The following is a 16955-nucleotide window of genomic DNA, read 5'->3' as shown; positions in this document are numbered from 1 at the left end:
CCTCGTTGATCGCTGCAGATCGTCACCGGCCGGGCACATCTGGTCGAATCCGGGCGATCGGACGGGTTGCGGCTCCCACGGGCTCCGGGAGCCGCGACCACCCGTCCTGAATCGGATACACAGGAGAAGCAGGAATGCTGTCGAAGAAGAAGCTGGGCATGGTCGTGGCCGGCTCCGCCGCCGCCCTCGCCGCCGCCGCACCGTTCGCCTTCGCGGGCGACTACGGGAACGACAAGGGTCACCACCACGGTGGCGGCGACAAGAACTGCGCCTTCGAGGGTGGCGACGCGTCCGCCCGCGGCGGTGCCGAGGGTGGTCTCGCCGGCCTCAACGTCCTCGCCCCGATCGCGGGCAACCAGATTGCCAACATCGGCAACTGCAGCGACTTCCTGAACGACGTCGTCGACGTCAAGGACAACCTGAACGGCACCCAGATCGCGGTGCTCGGCGACAACCACCGCTGAGCGCGCCCTGCGCCACCGTTCCACCCCGCGGCCCGTCCGGATCCTTCCGGGCGGGCCGCGGTCGTTCCTCCGAACTCCCCCACCCTGAGTGGAACAGACTCAACTTTCCTGCTGTTGAACCTGTCGAGAGGCGTACCCTCCGGCACACTGTGAGAGCAGTGGCCCGGGGTGCCGCTCCCCATGCACAGACCGTCGGCACAGAAGGACCGGGAGGAACGCGGAGCATGGACTCCTTCAACCCCACCACCCGTACCCAGCAGGCCATCTCCGCAGCCGCCCAGGCCGCGACGCTGGCCGGGAACCCCGATGTCGGGCCCACCCACCTGCTGGGTGCCCTGCTGGCCCAGGGCGACGGCATCGCCGCGCCGCTGCTGGCTGCCGTCGGGGCGGACGCGGACGCCGTCCGATCCGAGCTGACCGCGCTGGGCAACCGGCTGCCGTCGGCCTCGGGCTCGTCGGTGAGCGCGCCGCAGCTGTCCCGTGACGCGCTGGCCGCCATCACCGCGGCCCAGCAGCTCGCCACCGAGATGGGTGACGAGTACGTCTCCACCGAGCACCTGCTCGTCGGGCTCGCGCGGTCCGGCGGCCCGGTCGCCCAGCTCCTGCAGCGCCACGGCGCCACGCCGGACGCGCTGCGCGAGGCGTTCGGCAAGGTCCGCGGCTCCGCCCGGGTGACCAGCCCCGACCCCGAGGGCAGCTACCAGGCCCTGGAGAAGTACGGCCAGGACCTCACCGCCCGCGCGCGCGAGGGTGAGCTCGACCCGGTCATCGGCCGGGACACCGAGATCCGCCGCGTCGTACAGGTGCTGTCGCGGCGCACCAAGAACAACCCGGTGCTGATCGGTGAGCCGGGCGTCGGCAAGACCGCGATCGTCGAGGGCCTGGCCCAGCGGATCGTGGCCGGTGACGTGCCCGAGTCGCTGCGCGGCAAGCGGGTCGTCGCCCTCGACCTGGGGTCGATGGTGGCCGGCGCGAAGTACCGCGGCGAGTTCGAGGAGCGGCTCAAGGCCGTCCTTAAGGAGATCACCGACTCCGCGGGCGAGGTCATCACCTTCATCGACGAGCTGCACACGATCGTCGGTGCGGGCGCGTCCGGTGAGGGCGCGATGGACGCCGGCAACATGATCAAGCCGATGCTCGCCCGCGGTGAGCTGCGGATGGTCGGCGCGACCACGCTCGACGAGTACCGCCAGCACATCGAGAAGGACCCGGCGCTGGAGCGCCGCTTCCAGCAGGTGCTCGTCGGGGAGCCGTCGGTCGAGGACACCGTCGGCATCCTGCGCGGGCTCAAGGAGCGCTACGAGGTGCACCACGGCGTCCGGATCACCGACGCCGCGCTCGTCGCCGCCGCCACCCTGTCCGACCGCTACATCACCGCCCGGTTCCTGCCGGACAAGGCCATCGACCTGGTCGACGAGGCCGCGTCCCGGCTCCGGATGGAGATCGACTCGCGCCCGGTGGAGATCGACACCGTGGAGCGGGCCGTCCGTCGCCTCGAGATCGAGGAGATGGCGCTGGAGAAGGAGTCCGACGCGGCCTCGGCCGACCGGCTCGTCGCGCTGCGCGCCGAGCTGGCCGAGAAGCGCGAGGAGCTGGCCGCGCTGACCGCGCGCTGGCAGAACGAGAAGGGCGCCATCGAGGCGACCCGCGAGCTCAAGGAGCAGCTGGAGCAGCTGCGCGGCGAGTCCGAGCGGGCCGAGCGCGACGGCGACCTGGGCCGGGCCGCGGAGCTGCGCTACGGCCGCATCCCGGCGCTGGAGAAGGAGCTCGCGGAGAAGACCGCCGTCGTCGAGAAGCACGAGGACGTGATGCTCAAGGAGGAGGTCGGCCCGGACGACGTCGCCGACGTCGTCAGCTCCTGGACCGGCGTGCCCGCCGGCCGGATGCTGGAGGGCGAGACCGCCAAGCTCCTGCGCATGGAGGACGAGCTGGGCCGGCGCGTGGTCGGCCAGGCCGAGGCCGTGCGCGTGGTGTCCGACGCGGTGCGCCGGACACGTGCCGGCGTCGCGGACGAGAACCGGCCCACCGGGTCGTTCCTGTTCCTCGGGCCCACCGGCGTCGGCAAGACCGAGCTGGCCAAGGCGCTGGCCGAGTTCCTGTTCGACGACGAGCGGGCGATGATCCGCATCGACATGAGCGAGTACTCCGAGAAGCACTCGGTGGCCCGCCTCGTCGGTGCCCCTCCCGGCTACGTCGGGTACGACCAGGGCGGTCAGCTCACCGAGGCGGTGCGGCGGCGTCCCTACAGCGTCGTGCTGCTCGACGAGGTCGAGAAGGCCCACCCGGACGTCTTCGACACGCTCCTGCAGGTGCTCGACGACGGCCGGCTCACCGACGGCCAGGGCCGCACGGTGGACTTCCGCAGCACGATCCTGGTGCTGACGTCCAACCTGGGCAGCCAGGCCATCGCCGACCCCTCGCTGGACGACAAGGGGCGCAAGGACGCCGTCATGTCGGTCGTCCGGTCGCACTTCAAGCCGGAGTTCCTCAACCGGCTCGACGACGTCGTGGTCTTCCACGCGCTGTCGACCGAGGAGCTGACCCACATCGTCGACATCCAGGTCGGCGTGCTGGCGCGGCGGCTCGCGAAGCGGCGGCTCTCGCTGGAGGTCACCGACGCGGCCCGCGAGTGGCTCGCCCTCAACGGGTTCGACCCGGTCTACGGCGCGCGTCCGCTGCGCCGGCTGGTGCAGTCCGCGATCGGCGACCAGCTCGCCCGCGAGCTGCTGTCCGGCGGCGTCCGCGAGGGCGACACGGTCCGGGTGGACCTGGACCCCTCGGCCGACGGCGGGACCGGTGCCCTGGTCGTCGGCAAGGCACTGGAGCCGGTCGCGATCGCGAACTGATCCACCGGTTCGCCCGTGGGCCCCGACGGTGCACGTCATCGTCGGGGCCCATGGAGTCCTTCACCGCCGAGCAGCCCTCCGCCGGGCGGACCTGGCTGGACGAGTACCGCACCCGCATCGACACGATCCGGCTCCGGGCCGAGGAGGCCCGGGACCGGGTGGCGACGGTGACGGCGACCGCGCGCACCCGCGACGGCGCGGTCGTCGTCACCGTCGACGCGTCCGGGACGCTGACCGACCTGCAGCTCGGCGTACGGGCCGAGGAGCTGCCGCGGGCCCGGCTCGCCGAGACGGTCCTGCGGCTGAGCCGGGAGGCCGCCGCCGACGCCGCCGCGCAGGTGGTGGCCATCGTGGAGCCGCTGACGACGGGCGGCGGGCGGTGACGGGCCCCGGCTTCTCGGTCGACACCGACACGGTCTCGACCCATGCCGGGGTTCTCGACGACGCCGGCTCCACCGTCACCGGGATGCGCCCGTCGCTCGCCGAGCTCGACTCCGACGCCTACGGGGTCATCGGCGACTTCTTCTCCGCCCAGGCCACCTCGGCCATGCGGGCCGGGGTCGAGGCCGTGGACCGCCTCGCCTCGGAGCTGCACGAGCTGGCGACCGCGGCACGGGAGTCCGTCACCGCGTATCTCGAGGTGGAGAGCCGGGTGGTCGACGGCCTGCTCGGCGTCGACGTCCCGACGGCCCCGTCACCGGTCGGGGCGGACCGGTGACGGCGCCGGTCGAGGTGGAGGGGCCCGGCCCGCTCGAGGGTGCAGGGGTGTTCTCCTCGTTCGAGGACGTCGGGAAGGCGGTCGGGGAGCAGGACACCGGCGGCATCGTCACGGCCACGGCCGTCGCCGGGCTCGACACGCTGAGCGTGGTCGCCGACCCGCTGAAGGAGCTCGGGGCGGCCGGTGTCGGCTGGGCCATCGAGCACGTCGACTTCCTGCGCGAACCGCTGGACTGGCTCTGCGGTGACGCGAAGCAGATCGAGGCCCGGGCGAAGGACTGGCAGCAGATCTCCCGCGAACTGGCCGCCCTCGTCCCGGAGATCGAGACCGTCCTCGCCGCCCCCGGCGCCTGGACCGGCACGGCCGGGGACGCGTTCCACGGTGCCGCCGCGACACGCGTCGAGGCCGCGCGACGCCTGTCCGAGACCGCCCACGAGGTGGCCGACGTCGTGCTGACCTCGGCCTCGATCGTCGGTACCGAGCGCGCGGTCGTACGCGACATCATCGCCGAGTTCGTCGTGCGGCTCATTCCGAAGCTGCTCGCGTGGGCCGCGGGCGCCGTGGTGACGGTGGGGGTCGCCGCGCCGGTCGGCATCGCGGTCCTCGTCCTCGACGCCGTCGACCTGGCGCGCACGATCGTCCGCCGGGTCGAAGAGGTCATCGGGCTGCTGGAGGAGTCCGCCGCGGTGGCACGCCGGCTGGAGGACACGATGCGGACCGGGCTGCTGCCCGGGATCGCGGACCCGGCGGCGCGGAAAGCCGTCGAGGAGACCGTGACCCTCGGGCAGGACACGGTGCTGGAGTACGGCAAGAACGACGCGGCGCGCCGGGCCACGGCGGCCGAGTGGGACGAGGAGGCATCCGGCTGAGACCCCGACCGCGCCGAACGTGCACGTCCGTGTCGTGGCGTTACCACTCCACGAGCCCGGTCGGGACTACGCTCCCCGGCATGTCGGTCTGGTTCGTCATCGCCCTCGTCGCGATCGTCCTCGGCGTCGGTCTGCTGCTGTTCGACCGGTTCCGCGGGGGTGCGACGCGGGACCGCCGCCGCTGGGCCTCCATGCGGGAGTGGGAGTACCTCGAGTCCGATCCCGTCCTGCCCAGCCGCTGGCGCTACGGGACGATCCACCAGGGCGGCCCCGGCGTGGCCCGCAACCTGGTCTCGGGCGACGTCCCCACCCCGGACGGCCCGCGCAAGGCCTACGCGTTCGACCACGAGCAGGCCGGCCGGATCAGCTCGGTGCTCTGCGCCGTGCAGGTGCACGAGTCGCTGCCCGCCGCCGTCGAGCTGCGGCTGCCCTCGGCCCCGCTGCCCGACGACGCAGGCCTCGACCTGCTCGAGCCGGTCGGTGAGCGCTACGCCTTCGTCAGCGACGCCGACGCCGTCCGTCCGCTGCTGACCCCGCGGGTCGCCGCCGCCAGCGACGCGGTCGGCGAGGACGTCGAGCTGCTCTGGGCCGAGGACGCCTGGGTGCTGGCCGCCGCGCCCGTCGGGATCTCCGCCGATCGGATGCAGGACCTGCTCGCCGACCTGGCCGAGGTCGCCACCGCTCTGGAGGAGGGGCTGCACGCCCGGCGTCCCACGATCGATTCCTGACCTGCGACATCTACGCAGCGTTGACTGATCACAACGCGATGTGACCACCCGAACGCGTTAAGCCGAACGGGTACCGCTAGCCTGATCGTGTGGCTCTGGCTCTCATCACCGGCGGCGGTACGGGACTCGGCGCGGCTCTGGCCGACCGACTGGCCGCGCGCGGACACGACCTCCTGCTCGTCACCCGCGACCCCGAGCGGGTCGCCCCCAGCGCCCGGGAGCTCGCCGCCCGGTACGGGGTGCGTGCCGACGTCCTCGTCGCGGACCTCGGCACCCGGCACGGCCTGTTCCGGCTCGAGGCCCACCTCGCCGGCCCGGAGGCCCCGGCCGTCGACATCCTCGTGCACGACGCACTCGCCGACGCGGCCGCCGCGTCGGACGCCGGACAGGTGGGCGTCGACCTCGGCACGACCGCGACGATGCGTCTCACCCACGCCGCGTTGCCCGGCATGCTGCGCCGCGGCGCCGGTGGGGTCGTCGCGATCAGCGGGGACGAGCAGTCGGCTGCGTGGGCGGTCTCGTTCGTCACCGCACTCGCCCCGACCCTGACCGGCGAGGTGCACGTCGTCGCCGTCCGGGGCGACGACCGGCCGGAGTGGACCGCCGACGCCGCCGACGCGGTGCTCGACGATCTCGACGCCGGCGTCGTCGTGAGCGCCCCGCAGACCGCACCGGCCCGTCCGGACCCGGCCCGGCGCGCCGTCGCCGCGGGGGTCCGGGTGGCCCGGCGCGCCGTCGAGCTGTTCGCCGACGCGACCTGGCAGCCCACCGGCCCCGCAGCCGCTGCCGCCCCGGACGCTGCCGCCCCGGCCGTCGCGAGCCCGGCCGCGCAGGCCCGGCCGGCCACGCCCGAGGAGCTGCTCGGCGGTGCCGGGTACCGGGAGCCGGCCCGGCTGCCGGACCTGCCGTCCCGCCCGGGTGCGGGACGCGCCGTCGTCGCGGCCGGGGACTGCGGGCGGCACTGGGCGGCCGGTCCGGTGCGGACCGCCGCGCAGCGGGCCCGGGCGAGCGCCGCGGCCCGCGACCGCTCCCGTGGCCACCGGATCTCGGCCTACATGACGTCGACGGTCACCAGCTCCTGACCGTCCGGGACGGCGCGGGATGATGTCGCGGTGACGACCACCGGGACCCCGCCGCTGCCGAAGGCCGAGCTGCACCTGCACATCGAGGGCACGCTCGAACCCGAGACCGTGTTCGAGCTGGCCAGGCGGCACGACATCGCGCTGCCCTACGCCTCGGTGGAGGACCTGCGGGCCGCCTACGACTTCACCGACCTGCAGTCCTTCCTCGACGTCTACTACGCCAACATGGCCGTCCTCCGGACCCGTGACGACTTCGCCGAGCTCGCGTCGGCGTACCTGCGGACCTGCCCGGAGCAGGGCGTGCGGCACGTCGAGATGTTCTTCGACCCGCAGGCCCACACCACTCGCGGCGTGGCGATCGGTGACGTGATCGGCGGCCTGACCGACGCGGTCGAGGCCCACGCCGGCGACGTGTCGGCCGGGCTGATCCTGTGCTTCCTGCGCGACCGCTCGGCGGCCGAGGCGGAGGAGACCCTGCGGGCCGCCGAGCCGTACCTGGACCGGATCGTCGGGGTCGGGCTCGACTCGGCCGAGGTGGGCCACCCGCCGTCGAAGTTCACCGCCGTGTTCGACCGCGCCCGCGAGCTGGGGCTCAAGCCGGTCGCGCACGCCGGGGAGGAGGGTCCGGCCGGCTACGTCACCGAGGCCCTCGACGAGCTGGGCGTGCTGCGCGTCGACCACGGCATCCGCGCCATCGAGGACGACGCGCTGGTCGCCCGCCTGGTCCGCGACCGCACCCCGCTGACGGTGTGCCCGCTGTCCAATGTCCGGCTCGCCTGCGTCCCCGGGATCGGGCTGCACCCGCTGCCGGAGATGCTCGCGGCCGGGCTGAACGTGTCGGTGCACTCCGACGACCCGGCCTACTTCGGCGGCTACGCCGACGCGAACTACGCCGCCGTCCGCGAGGGCCTCGGCTTCACCGACGACCAGCTCCGCACGCTGGCTGCGAACTCGTTCAGCTCGTCGTTCCTCGACGACGCGGCGACGGAGCGGCTGCTCGCCGAGGTGCACGCCTGGCGCTGACGGACCAGTCACACCTCTCGTCGACAAGTCGTTAGCTAGCTACTATCTAGTTAGCTAACGACTTGGAGGCGACCATGACCACCCCAATCCGCAAGATCGCGCTGGAGGAGCACTTCGGCGCCACCGAACCGGACATCGTCGAGCAGTCCGAGACCCACTTCACCCCGCAGGAGTGGCCCCGGCACCGGGCGATGTTGCTCGACATCCATGACGAGCGCCTCGCGCTGATGGACGAGTGCGCCATCGAGAAGTCGGTGCTGTCGCTGCTCTCCCCCGGCATCCAGTCCCTGCACGACGCACCCCGGGCCGTCGACTGGGCCCGCCGGCTCAACGACTACGCGGCCGCCCGGGTCGCCGAGCGGCCGGACCGGTTCGCCGCGTTCGCCGCCCTGCCGATGCAGGACCCCGACGCGGCGACCGCCGAGCTCCGTCGTGCGGTGCAGGACCTCGGACTGGTCGGTGCGCTCGTGAACGGCTTCTCCCAGGTCGGCGACGCCGAGACCGTCGTCTACCTCGACGACCCGCGCTACGCGGGGTTCTGGGCGACGCTGGAGGAGCTGGGCGTGCCGCTCTACCTGCACCCCCGCGACCCGCTGGAGTCGACGAGCCCGCAGTACGACGGCCACCCGTGGCTCTACGGCTCGGCGTGGGCGTTCACCGTCGAGACCGCCACGCACGCGCTGCGGCTGATGGGCAGCGGTCTGTTCGACCGCCACCCCGGCCTGCAGGTGATCCTCGGGCACCTCGGCGAGGTGCTCCCGTGGGTGATCTGGCGGGTCGAGCACCGCCTCGCCGTCGCACCGCGCGGCCTCGACGTCCGGCACGGCTTCGGCCACTACCTGCGGACCAACTTCCACGTCACGACGAGCGGCAACTTCCGCACCCCGGCGCTGCTCAACACGCTGCAGGAGATCGGCGCGGACCGGGTGCTGTTCTCCGCCGACCACCCCTTCGAGGACATGCGCGAGGCGGCCACCTGGTTCGACCGCCTCGAGCTCAACGACGCCGACCTGGCCCGGATCGCGCACGGCAATGCCGAACGGCTGCTCGGGCTCTGAGCGCTCAGGCCGGGCGGACCGGGGTGCCGGGCGCCGTGCCGTCCGGCCCCGCGGCGTCCGCCGCGTCGATCGCTGCGGCCAGCTCCCGCAGCGCGACGACGACGGCGTCGCGCCGCCCGGGCGGCAGCATCTCCAGCGCCTGCCGCTGGCGGGCCATGGTCCGGTCGCGTGCCTGCGCCCACGCCCGGAGCCCGGCGTCGGTCACCCGCACCTCGACCCGGTGCCCGGACGGACCCACCCGTTCGCGCACCACGAGCCCGCCGTCCTCCAGCCTGGACAAGGACCGGCTCAGCGTCGGCGAGCTGACCCCGACCTCGGCCGCGAGCCTGCCCACGGTCAGTCCCGGGGCCTCGGTCAGCGGGGTGATCACTGCGAACTCGGCATCGGACAGGGACGCACCGTCGGCCCGTAACGCCGACGCACGGGCCCGGTTACGGTGCATCCGCCGGTAGACGGCCTCGCAGGCGTCGGAGAAGGAGCCGACCAGGTCCGGCGATGCGGGCTCGGGTGTGCGGTCGCCTCCGGTGGGCACCGGCCGATCTTACGGTCAGGCCGTCGCGGCGAGCCGGACCGGGCGCAACGGGTGCAGCGGGCGCCCGGCACCGGTCCGGCCCCGCTCGACGTCGAACGGCGACAGCCGGAACCGGCGGGTCCGCAGCTGGTACTCCGCGGTGTTGGCCGGCCACATCACGACGTTGACGCCCTCGTCGTTCTGGTAGTAGCTGGAGCAGCCGCCGGTCTCGTACACGGTGCGGGCCGACCGGCGCCGGATCCGCCGCGTCCAGCGCTCCTCGACGGCGGGCTTCACGTCGAGCGCGCGGATGCCCTCGGCCGCCATCCGGCACACGGCGTCGGCGACGTAGCGGGCCTGGGCCTCGGAGAACAGCAGTGTCGAACTGGCCCCGCTGGTCGCGTTCGGACCCTGCATCAGGAACAGGTTCGGGAAACCGGGGTAGCTCATCCCCAGGTAGGCGCGCGGGTAGGAACCCCAGTGGTCGTGCAGCGAGCGGCCGTGCGCGTCGTGGATGCGGCGCGCGATCGGGGCGGTCGCGCCGACCTCGAACCCGGTGGTCAGCACGATCGCGTCGACCTCGGCGCGGCTGCCGTCGCCGGAGACGACGGTCCGCCCCTCGACCCGGGTGAGTCCTCCGGTGTGCAGCGTCGTGTTCGGCGCGCTCATCGCGGGCAGGTAGTCGTTCGAGACCAGCGGCCGCTTGCAGGCGTAGTCGAAGTCGGGGGTCAGCCGGGCACGCAGCTGCGGGTCGGGTGTCTGGGCGGCGAGGTGCCGGCGGCCGACCCGGGTGAGCGCCTCGCGCAGCAGCCGCGACCGGCGGGTGGCGGCGAGCAGCTCGGCGCCGACGTACATGACGTCGAACTGCATCCGGCACAGCAGCGGGTTCGCCGCCAGCGTGCGACGGGTGCGCTCACCGACGGGCCGCTCGGGCTTGGGGAGGATCCAGGCCGGGGTGCGCTGCAGGACGTGCAGCTCGGCGACGCGCGGCTGCAGCTCGGGGACGAGCTGGACCGCCGTCGCCCCGGTCCCGACGACCGCGACGCGCGAGCCGGTCAGGTCCGCGTCGTGGTCCCAGCGGGCCGAGTGGAACACCGGTCCGGGGAAGTCCGCGAGGCCCTCGACGTCGGGCAGCTTCGGGTCCGCGACCAGCCCCGCCGCGCTGACCAGCACGTCCGCGGTGAACTCGCCGGACGGGGTCGCGATCCGCCAGCGGGCGTCCGCGGGGTCCCAGCGCGCGGACAGCACGTCGGCGTCGAAGCGGACGTGGTCGAGCAGACCGGTCGAGCGGGCCAGGCGCCGTGCGTAGTCCTGCACCTCGTGGCCGGGTGCGTAGAGGTCGCTCCAGTCCGGGTTGGTCATGGCCCGCAGCTGGTACAGCGGCGACGGCGTGTCGACGCCGACCCCGGGATAGGTGTTGTCGCGCCACACGCCGCCGACGTCGTCGGCCCGCTCCAGCAGGACGAAGTCGTGCACACCCCGCCGTAGCAGGGCCAGGCCCACGGCGAGTCCGGTGAACCCGGCCCCCACGACCGCGACCCTCGAATGACGGGGTGACGGGCCGTGCGGTCCGTCGCAGGAGCCGGGGGGAGCGGCGGGATCGACCGGCCGCTGGATCGGCAGCGCCTCGGACGTCATGGCCTCGACGGTAAAGGCTTCGTGGTGCACCGGCACGCGAGAGCGGCCGGTCTCACGCAGGTCGCCGGACACCCGTGTCGTGCGGGTCACACCGGGCCCGTCGGCCACCGTCGCGCCTGCGCCGGTCGGGTGCGGACGCACTAGGCTCTCCGCGTGCCCTCCGTCATGATCACGGGCGCGTCGTCGGGGATCGGTGCCGCGTTCGCCGATCGGCTCGCCGCCGACGGCCGCGACCTCGTGCTCGTGGCGCGCGACGCCGACCGCCTCCAGGCCGCCGCGCAGCGCTACCGCGACCTCGGCGTGGTCGTCGAGGTGCTGCCCGCCGACCTGTCGGAACCGGACCAGCGGGCCCGCGTCGTGCGCCGCCTCGCCGATCCCGACCTCGCCCCGGTCGACCTGCTCGTCAACAACGCCGGGCTCGCGCTGGGCTCGTCGTTCCTGGACAACGACGCCGCCGACCTGGCCCGGCAGCTGCAGGTCAACGTGGCCGCCGTGCTGGAGCTGACCCGGGCCGTGCTGCCCGGAATGGTCGACCGCGGCACCGGCGCGGTGCTGAACGTCGCCAGCGTCGCGGGCTTCCTGGCCGGGCGCGGCTCCACCTACGCGGCCGACAAGGCGTGGGTCATCTCCTTCACCGAGGGCGTCGCCGCGTCGCTGCAGGGCACCGGGGTGCGCGCGATGGTGCTGTGTCCCGGCTACGTGCGCACCGAGTTCCACGAGCGTGCCGGCATCGACGTCGGCGCCCGCCGCGGCCCGCTGTGGCTGGAGGCCTCCCAGGTCGTCGACGAGGCGCTCGCCGACCTCGGCCGGGGCCGGGTCGTCTCGGTGCCCTCCCGGCAGTACAAGGCGATCGTGGGGGCGACCGGGGTGCTGCCCCGGGGCCTGCTGCGACGCATCACGGCGACGTTCGACAGGGATCGCACATGAGTTCCGCACACACCGACCGTTCCCGGCTGGCCGCGCTGGTCCGGGAGATCGCCGTCGTCCACGAGCGGGTCACGCTCTCCTCCGGCGCGGAGGCCGACTACTACATCGACCTGCGCCGCGTCACGCTGCACCACGAGGCGGCCCCGCTGATCGGGCGGCTGCTGCGCGAGCTCACCGCGGACTGGACCTACCGGTCGGTGGGTGGGCTGACACTCGGCGCGGACCCGGTCGCGACGGCGGTGCTGCACGCGGCGGCGGCCGAGCCGGACACCGACCCGGTCGACGCGTTCGTCGTCCGCAAGGAGACCAAGAAGCACGGTATGCAGCGGCTCATCGAGGGCCCGGACATCGCCGGTCTCCCGGTGCTGGTCGTCGAGGACACCTCCACCACCGGCGGCTCGGTCCTGACCGCGGTCCGATCGGTGCTGGCGGCCGGCGCCGACGTCGTCGGCGTGTGCACGGTCGTCGACCGCGACACCGGCGCCCGGGAGGCGGTCGAGGCCGAGGGCGTGCCGTACCGCGCGCTGCTGGGGCTGGCGGACCTGCAGCTGGGATGAGCGAGCCAGGGCCCAGCGAGTGGTCGGTCCCCGGCCAGGTCGGGGTGGGCCCGTGGGCCGGGCCGTGGCCCGACGGCGACCACTGGGACCCGGAGCTGCTGGAGCAGGGGGACCGGCGCAACGTCGTCGACCGCTACCGCTACTGGCGCCGCGAGGCGGTCGCGGCGGACCTGGCGCGCCGGGCGCACCCGTTCCACGTGGCGATCGAGAACCTCGGCCACGACCACAACATCGGCACGGTGGTGCGCACGGCGAACGCCTTCGGCGTCGCCGGCGTGCACATCGTCGGACGACGGCGGTGGAACCGGCGCGGCGCGATGGTCACCGACCGCTACCTGCGGCTGCACCACCACGCCGACGCCGGCGGGCTCGTCGCGTTCGCCAGGGAGCACGGTCTGGCCGTGGTCGCGGTGGACAACGTCGCGGGGGCGGCCCGGCTGGAGCGGACGTCGCTGCCGCGGGACTGCGTGCTGGTGTTCGGCGCCGAGGGTCCGGGACTCTCCCCGGAGCTGTGTGACGCCGCGGACCTGGTCGTGTCGATCGCCCAGTTCGGCTCGACGCGCTCGGTCAACGCCGGCGTGGCGTCCGGCATCGTGATGCACAGCTGGATCCGCGAGCACGCGGACCTGTCCGACGCCTGGTGATCAGCACGTTTCCGCCCCGCCGGGGGCGGAAACGTGCCGGTCGACGCTCAGCCGCCCGCGCGGGGCGGCATCGCGGGACGGCCGGTGGTGTGGCGGTACGGCGGCTCGGTGCCGTCCTGGGGACGGGGCCCGGCGCCGGGCCGGGGCGCGGGCCCGCCGTGCTGCGGGGCGTGACCACTCTGCGGGGCGTAACCGGACTGCGGTGCGCGACCGGGCTGCGGTGCGTGCGGGGCCCGACCGTCCCGGGGCTGCCCGTGCTGCGGCGCCGGGCCGTTCCCGACGGCGGGCATCTGCATGGTGACCGCGGCCGGGTCGTCGTCGGCGCTGTGGCCGGTGACGGTGGCGGCGGCAGCACCGGCCGCGGCGCCCGCGACGCCGTCGACCGGGCCGGCGGGACCCCCGCGCTTCGACGTGGCCCGCGCCCGCAGCACCTCGAACACGATCGGCAGCACCGAGACCAGCACGATCGCGATCAGGATCAGGTCGATGTGCTCACGGACGAAGGTGAACTGGCCGAGGAAGTAGCCCAGCACCGTCACGCCCGCCGCCCAGGCGACGCCGCCGATCAGCGAGTACGTCAGGTACCGCTTCGGGTCCATCCGCGCGACGCCCGCGCTGACGGTGATGAAGGTCCGCACGATCGGCACGAACCGGCCCAGGACGATGGCCCGGTTGCCGTACTTCTCGAAGAACTCGTGGGTCTTCTCGACGTGCTTGGGGTTGAACAGCTTCGACTTGGGCTTGTCGAAGATCGCCGGGCCGGCGCGGTAGCCGATCCCGTAGCCGACGGCGTTGCCGGCGAAGGCCGACACCACCAGCACCAGGCTGACCAGCCACAGCGGGACGTCGATCGCGCCCTGCGCCACGAACAGGCCCGCGGTGAACAGCAGCGAGTCGCCCGGGAGGAAGAACCCGAGCAGGAGCCCGCACTCCGCGAAGATGATCGCGGCGACGCCCACCAGGGCCCACGGTCCCAGGGACTCGATGATCACCGCCGGGTCGAGCCAGTCGGGACCGAGGGCGAGCGTCTGCGTCGCGGCGAGAACCGTCACGTCGAGAAACGGTACCGGCCGGGTGACGGGGACCGACGCGGCCGTCGCTGTGGAGGTGCTGTGAGCGGTTCAGCCGAGGGCGGGCAGCGCACCCGGCAGGAGCACCGAGACCAGCGCGAGACCCCCGCCGAGCAGGGCACCGAGGAGCAGCGCGATCACGGCGGCCCAGACGATCTGGCCGGTCGCCGAACGGGCGGGCGCCGGCGCCGGGGCCTGCTGCGGCCGGCGCTGCGGGGGCGGCGCGGGACGCGGGACCGGTGGCGGGATCCGGCCGGGAACGCGCGGTGGCACGGGGGCCGGGCCCGCTGCGGGACGCTGCGGCATCGGGCGCCCGCGGGCCTGGGCCTGGAGCGCCTCGCCGATCCGGCGGGCGGCGTCGTCGCGGCCGGGCTGCGGCGGCTGGGGGCCGGTCATCGCAGCTCTCCCGGGCGCCGGACGGCCTCGGTCCCGGCGCGCTCGGCCATGATCCGGGCGACGGCGTCGAGCGCGCGGCTGGCGGTGGACTTCACCGTGCCGCGGCTCATCCCTGCGGCCTCGGAGATCTCGGACTCGGTCAGCCCGCCGTAGTAGCGCAGGACGAGGACCTCGCGCTGGCGCGGCGGGAGCTGGGCCAGCGCGTCGACGACCGACTGGTGCTCGGCCGACAGCATGGCCAGCGACTCCGCCGAGCGGGCGTTCGCCGCGTGCGGGGGCGCGTACTCGCGCGCCGTGCGACGGCGCCGCAGCACCGAGCGCGACCCGTTCACCACGGCCGCGCGCAGGTAGGCGACGGCGGCGGTCTCGTCCCGCAGCCCGGACCAGTGCCGGTGCAGGCCGGTGAACGCCTCCTGCACCACGTCCTCCGCGGTGGCCGGGATGTCCACCAGCAGCATCGCGAGGCGCATGAGCCGCAGCCGGTGGTCGCGGTAGAGGTCGGCCAGGGTCAGCGGCGTGTCCGGTCCCTGCCGGGCCCCGGATCCACCCGGCCCGTCGACCGGGTCGGACGCCGTGCCCGGGGCGAACTGATGCGGCCCGGTGCCCTCGGGCGCCGGTCGGCTGTCGATGGCGCGCAACCGGCCCAGCGTCCGGTCGACGGCGTTCTCGGCGCGCTCCTCCTCCACGACCACCACCCTAGCGACCACCACCGACAGCCTTCGCAGCATTGCCCGGTGCAGCAGTCTCACGCAGCAGTGTCACCCGTTGCGGCGGTCGGCGACGTCGTCCGCGGTGAGACCAGGCCCATCACCGACGATGGCTCCCCCTTCGCCGTGGGTACGTGATACTCACCCGGAGACAAGGAGCGCTGCGCGGAGCAGCGACCGCCGACGACGAGGAGGCAGGCCCCGTGCCCATCGCCACGCCCGAGATCTACAACCAGATGCTGGACAACGCCAAGAGCGGCGAGTTCGCCTACCCGGCGATCAACGTGACCAGCACCGAGACCCTCAACGCGGCGCTGCGCGGGTTCGCGGAGGCGGGCTCCGACGGCATCGTGCAGGTCTCGACCGGTGGTGCGGAGTTCCTGTCCGGCACCCGGGTGAAGGACATGGTCACCGGTTCGGTCGGGCTCGCCGAGTTCGCGCACGTCGTCGCGGACAAGTACCCGGTCAACATCGCGCTGCACACCGACCACTGCCCCAAGGACAAGCTGGACTCGTTCGTGCGTCCGCTGATCGCGATCAGCCAGGAGCGCGTGGACAAGGGGCAGAACCCGCTGTTCCAGTCGCACATGTGGGACGGCTCCGCGGTCGAGCTCGAGGAGAACCTGAAGATCGCGGCCGAGCTCCTGGAGCAGGCGGCCAAGGCGAAGATCATCCTCGAGGTCGAGATCGGCGTCGTCGGCGGTGAGGAGGACGGCGTCGCGAACGACATCAACGACAAGCTCTACACCGCCCCCGGCGACTACGAGCGCACCGTCGACGTCCTCGGTGCCGGCGACAAGGGCCGCTACCTGCTGGCCGCGACCTTCGGCAACGTGCACGGCGTCTACAAGCCGGGCAACGTGAAGCTCCGCCCGGAGATCCTCAAGCAGGGCCAGGAGGTGGCCGTGCAGAAGCTGGGTCTCGACGCCGGCGCCAAGCCGTTCGACCTGGTCTTCCACGGCGGCTCCGGCTCGCTGCTCGAGGAGATCCACGAGGCGCTGACCTACGGCGTCGTGAAGATGAACGTCGACACCGACACCCAGTACGCCTTCACCCGGCCGATCGTGTCGCACATGTTCGAGAACTACGACGGCGTGCTCAAGATCGACGGCGAGGTCGGCAACAAGAAGGTCTACGACCCGCGGTCGTACCTGAAGAAGGCCGAGGTCGGGATGAGCGAGCGCGTCATCGAGGCCTGCGAGTCCCTGAAGTCGGCCGGCAAGGCCCTCTGAGCCCTGGTCCGGATCCTCCTCGCGTGCCCACCGGTTGGCGACGACCGGTGGGCACGCGCCAGGATGGCGCCATGAGTCTGCACGGCAACCTGCTCGAGCCCGACGACACGCGCCTCCCGGTCGACCCCGCGGCGGCGGACCTGGCGGCGGGCAAGGACCCGTCGGAGGTGGCGGCGGGGTCGCCGTCGTCGTCGATTGCCTGGGCGGTGCTCGCCGAGCGCGCCCTCGACGCCGGCGAGACCGTGGCCGCGTACGCCTACGCCCGCACCGGTTACCACCGTGGCCTGGACCAGCTGCGCCGCAACGGCTGGAAGGGCTTCGGCCCGGTCCCGTGGTCGCACGAGCCGAACCAGGGCTTCCTGCGGTCCTGCGGGGCGCTGCTGCGCGCCGCCACGGCGATCGGGGAGGCCCCCGAGGTCGAGCGGCTGCGCACGCTGATCTCCGACTCGGACCCGGAGGCGCTCGCCGCCCTCGGCGTGTCCTGA

19 protein-coding genes are annotated in these 16955 nt (G+C 73.6%); 14 read left to right on the top strand and 5 right to left on the bottom strand.

Annotation, left to right across the window (positions count from 1 at the left end):
* Window positions 1–134: 134 nt before the first annotated feature.
* From Ae331Ps2_RS09430 to Ae331Ps2_RS09390, 9 genes are all read left to right on the top strand, one after another.
* Complete coding sequence (locus tag Ae331Ps2_RS09430) at window positions 135–464, top strand: hypothetical protein (protein WP_020626996.1); 330 nt, start codon at window positions 135–137, stop codon at window positions 462–464.
* Between the two features lie 224 nt (window positions 465–688).
* Window positions 689–3310 carry an ATP-dependent chaperone ClpB gene (gene clpB, locus Ae331Ps2_RS09425; protein WP_060714136.1) on the top strand — a complete coding sequence of 874 codons (2622 nt, stop codon included), beginning with the start codon at window positions 689–691 and terminating at the stop codon, window positions 3308–3310.
* A 50-nt stretch (window positions 3311–3360) separates the two neighbouring features.
* Entirely contained in the window at window positions 3361–3693 is a 333-nt protein-coding gene (locus Ae331Ps2_RS09420) for a YbaB/EbfC family nucleoid-associated protein (RefSeq protein WP_075309438.1), read from the top strand.
* Window positions 3690–4028 carry a type VII secretion target gene (locus Ae331Ps2_RS09415; RefSeq protein WP_075309439.1) on the top strand — a complete coding sequence of 113 codons (339 nt, stop codon included), beginning with the start codon at window positions 3690–3692 and terminating at the stop codon, window positions 4026–4028. Before Ae331Ps2_RS09420 ends, Ae331Ps2_RS09415 begins: the two co-directional genes overlap by 4 nt.
* On the top strand, window positions 4025–4897 hold the full coding sequence (locus Ae331Ps2_RS09410; protein WP_075309440.1) for a hypothetical protein: 873 nt from the start codon (window positions 4025–4027) through the stop codon (window positions 4895–4897). Before Ae331Ps2_RS09415 ends, Ae331Ps2_RS09410 begins: the two co-directional genes overlap by 4 nt.
* A gap of 80 nt (window positions 4898–4977) precedes the next feature.
* Complete coding sequence (locus tag Ae331Ps2_RS09405; protein ID WP_075309441.1) at window positions 4978–5625, top strand: hypothetical protein; 648 nt, start codon at window positions 4978–4980, stop codon at window positions 5623–5625.
* Between the two features lie 89 nt (window positions 5626–5714).
* Window positions 5715–6707 (top strand): SDR family NAD(P)-dependent oxidoreductase, encoded by a 993-nt coding sequence (locus Ae331Ps2_RS09400; RefSeq protein ID WP_075309442.1) that lies wholly within the window; start codon window positions 5715–5717, stop codon window positions 6705–6707.
* A gap of 30 nt (window positions 6708–6737) precedes the next feature.
* Window positions 6738–7730 carry an adenosine deaminase gene (locus Ae331Ps2_RS09395; protein WP_075309443.1) on the top strand — a complete coding sequence of 331 codons (993 nt, stop codon included), beginning with the start codon at window positions 6738–6740 and terminating at the stop codon, window positions 7728–7730.
* Window positions 7731–7804: 74 nt separating this feature from the next.
* Window positions 7805–8788: an amidohydrolase family protein gene (locus tag Ae331Ps2_RS09390; protein ID WP_075309444.1), complete on the top strand. Its 984-nt coding sequence runs from the start codon at window positions 7805–7807 to the stop codon at window positions 8786–8788.
* Between the two features lie 4 nt (window positions 8789–8792).
* Here Ae331Ps2_RS09390 and Ae331Ps2_RS09385 read toward each other — a convergent pair whose 3' ends face one another.
* Both Ae331Ps2_RS09385 and Ae331Ps2_RS09380 read right to left on the bottom strand, forming a co-directional pair.
* Window positions 8793–9320, bottom strand: a complete 528-nt coding sequence (locus Ae331Ps2_RS09385; protein WP_020625730.1) for a MarR family winged helix-turn-helix transcriptional regulator — start codon at window positions 9318–9320, stop codon at window positions 8793–8795.
* Between the two features lie 15 nt (window positions 9321–9335).
* A complete protein-coding gene (locus Ae331Ps2_RS09380) occupies window positions 9336–10937 on the bottom strand; it encodes an NAD(P)/FAD-dependent oxidoreductase (RefSeq protein ID WP_139318887.1) in 1602 nt (533 codons plus the stop codon).
* A 153-nt stretch (window positions 10938–11090) separates the two neighbouring features.
* On the opposite strand from Ae331Ps2_RS09380, the gene Ae331Ps2_RS09375 reads away from it, so the two are divergent.
* From Ae331Ps2_RS09375 to Ae331Ps2_RS09365, 3 genes are read left to right on the top strand one after another with little or no spacing between them, the layout of a single operon-like run.
* Window positions 11091–11864 carry an SDR family oxidoreductase gene (locus tag Ae331Ps2_RS09375; RefSeq protein ID WP_020625732.1) on the top strand — a complete coding sequence of 258 codons (774 nt, stop codon included), beginning with the start codon at window positions 11091–11093 and terminating at the stop codon, window positions 11862–11864.
* Entirely contained in the window at window positions 11861–12421 is a 561-nt protein-coding gene (pyrE, locus tag Ae331Ps2_RS09370; RefSeq protein WP_020625733.1) for an orotate phosphoribosyltransferase, read from the top strand. Before Ae331Ps2_RS09375 ends, pyrE begins: the two co-directional genes overlap by 4 nt.
* The gene (locus Ae331Ps2_RS09365) at window positions 12418–13065 is read left to right on the top strand and encodes an RNA methyltransferase (protein WP_075309446.1); all 648 of its coding nucleotides are present in this window, start codon (window positions 12418–12420) and stop codon (window positions 13063–13065) included. Before pyrE ends, Ae331Ps2_RS09365 begins: the two co-directional genes overlap by 4 nt.
* A 47-nt stretch (window positions 13066–13112) precedes the next feature.
* Here Ae331Ps2_RS09365 and Ae331Ps2_RS34190 read toward each other — a convergent pair whose 3' ends face one another.
* From Ae331Ps2_RS34190 to Ae331Ps2_RS09350, 3 genes are all read right to left on the bottom strand, one after another.
* A complete protein-coding gene (locus Ae331Ps2_RS34190) occupies window positions 13113–14117 on the bottom strand; it encodes a DedA family protein (protein WP_083695394.1) in 1005 nt (334 codons plus the stop codon).
* 69 nt (window positions 14118–14186) lie between these two features.
* On the bottom strand, window positions 14187–14531 hold the full coding sequence (locus tag Ae331Ps2_RS09355; protein WP_075309448.1) for a hypothetical protein: 345 nt from the start codon (window positions 14529–14531) through the stop codon (window positions 14187–14189).
* Window positions 14528–15217 (bottom strand): RNA polymerase sigma factor, encoded by a 690-nt coding sequence (locus tag Ae331Ps2_RS09350; RefSeq protein WP_075312636.1) that lies wholly within the window; start codon window positions 15215–15217, stop codon window positions 14528–14530. The genes Ae331Ps2_RS09355 and Ae331Ps2_RS09350 overlap by 4 nt, the downstream gene beginning before the upstream one ends.
* A gap of 224 nt (window positions 15218–15441) precedes the next feature.
* Between Ae331Ps2_RS09350 and fbaA the strand changes: the two genes are divergently transcribed.
* Both fbaA and Ae331Ps2_RS09340 read left to right on the top strand, forming a co-directional pair.
* Window positions 15442–16470, top strand: coding sequence for a class II fructose-bisphosphate aldolase (gene fbaA / locus Ae331Ps2_RS09345; RefSeq protein WP_075309450.1), 1029 nt, complete (start codon window positions 15442–15444; stop codon window positions 16468–16470).
* Between the two features lie 71 nt (window positions 16471–16541).
* Window positions 16542–16955 (top strand): DUF3151 domain-containing protein, encoded by a 414-nt coding sequence (locus Ae331Ps2_RS09340; RefSeq protein WP_020623386.1) that lies wholly within the window; start codon window positions 16542–16544, stop codon window positions 16953–16955.

Source organism: Pseudonocardia sp. Ae331_Ps2, from assembly GCF_001932405.1.
GTDB lineage: Bacteria > Actinomycetota > Actinomycetes > Mycobacteriales > Pseudonocardiaceae > Pseudonocardia.
This window is presented reverse-complemented; position numbering and strand designations above follow the sequence as displayed.

Coding starts and splice junctions, on each gene's coding strand:
- Ae331Ps2_RS09430 (WP_020626996.1), top strand. CDS start 135: ATGCTGTCGAAGAAGAAGCTGGGCATGGTCGTGGCCGGCTCCGCCGCC.
- clpB (WP_060714136.1), top strand. CDS start 689: ATGGACTCCTTCAACCCCACCACCCGTACCCAGCAGGCCATCTCCGCA.
- Ae331Ps2_RS09420 (WP_075309438.1), top strand. CDS start 3,361: ATGGAGTCCTTCACCGCCGAGCAGCCCTCCGCCGGGCGGACCTGGCTG.
- Ae331Ps2_RS09405 (WP_075309441.1), top strand. CDS start 4,978: ATGTCGGTCTGGTTCGTCATCGCCCTCGTCGCGATCGTCCTCGGCGTC.
- Ae331Ps2_RS09390 (WP_075309444.1), top strand. CDS start 7,805: ATGACCACCCCAATCCGCAAGATCGCGCTGGAGGAGCACTTCGGCGCC.
- Ae331Ps2_RS09380 (WP_139318887.1), bottom strand. CDS start 10,937: ATGACGTCCGAGGCGCTGCCGATCCAGCGGCCGGTCGATCCCGCCGCT.
- pyrE (WP_020625733.1), top strand. CDS start 11,861: ATGAGTTCCGCACACACCGACCGTTCCCGGCTGGCCGCGCTGGTCCGG.
- Ae331Ps2_RS09365 (WP_075309446.1), top strand. CDS start 12,418: ATGAGCGAGCCAGGGCCCAGCGAGTGGTCGGTCCCCGGCCAGGTCGGG.
- Ae331Ps2_RS09355 (WP_075309448.1), bottom strand. CDS start 14,531: ATGACCGGCCCCCAGCCGCCGCAGCCCGGCCGCGACGACGCCGCCCGC.
- Ae331Ps2_RS09340 (WP_020623386.1), top strand. CDS start 16,542: ATGAGTCTGCACGGCAACCTGCTCGAGCCCGACGACACGCGCCTCCCG.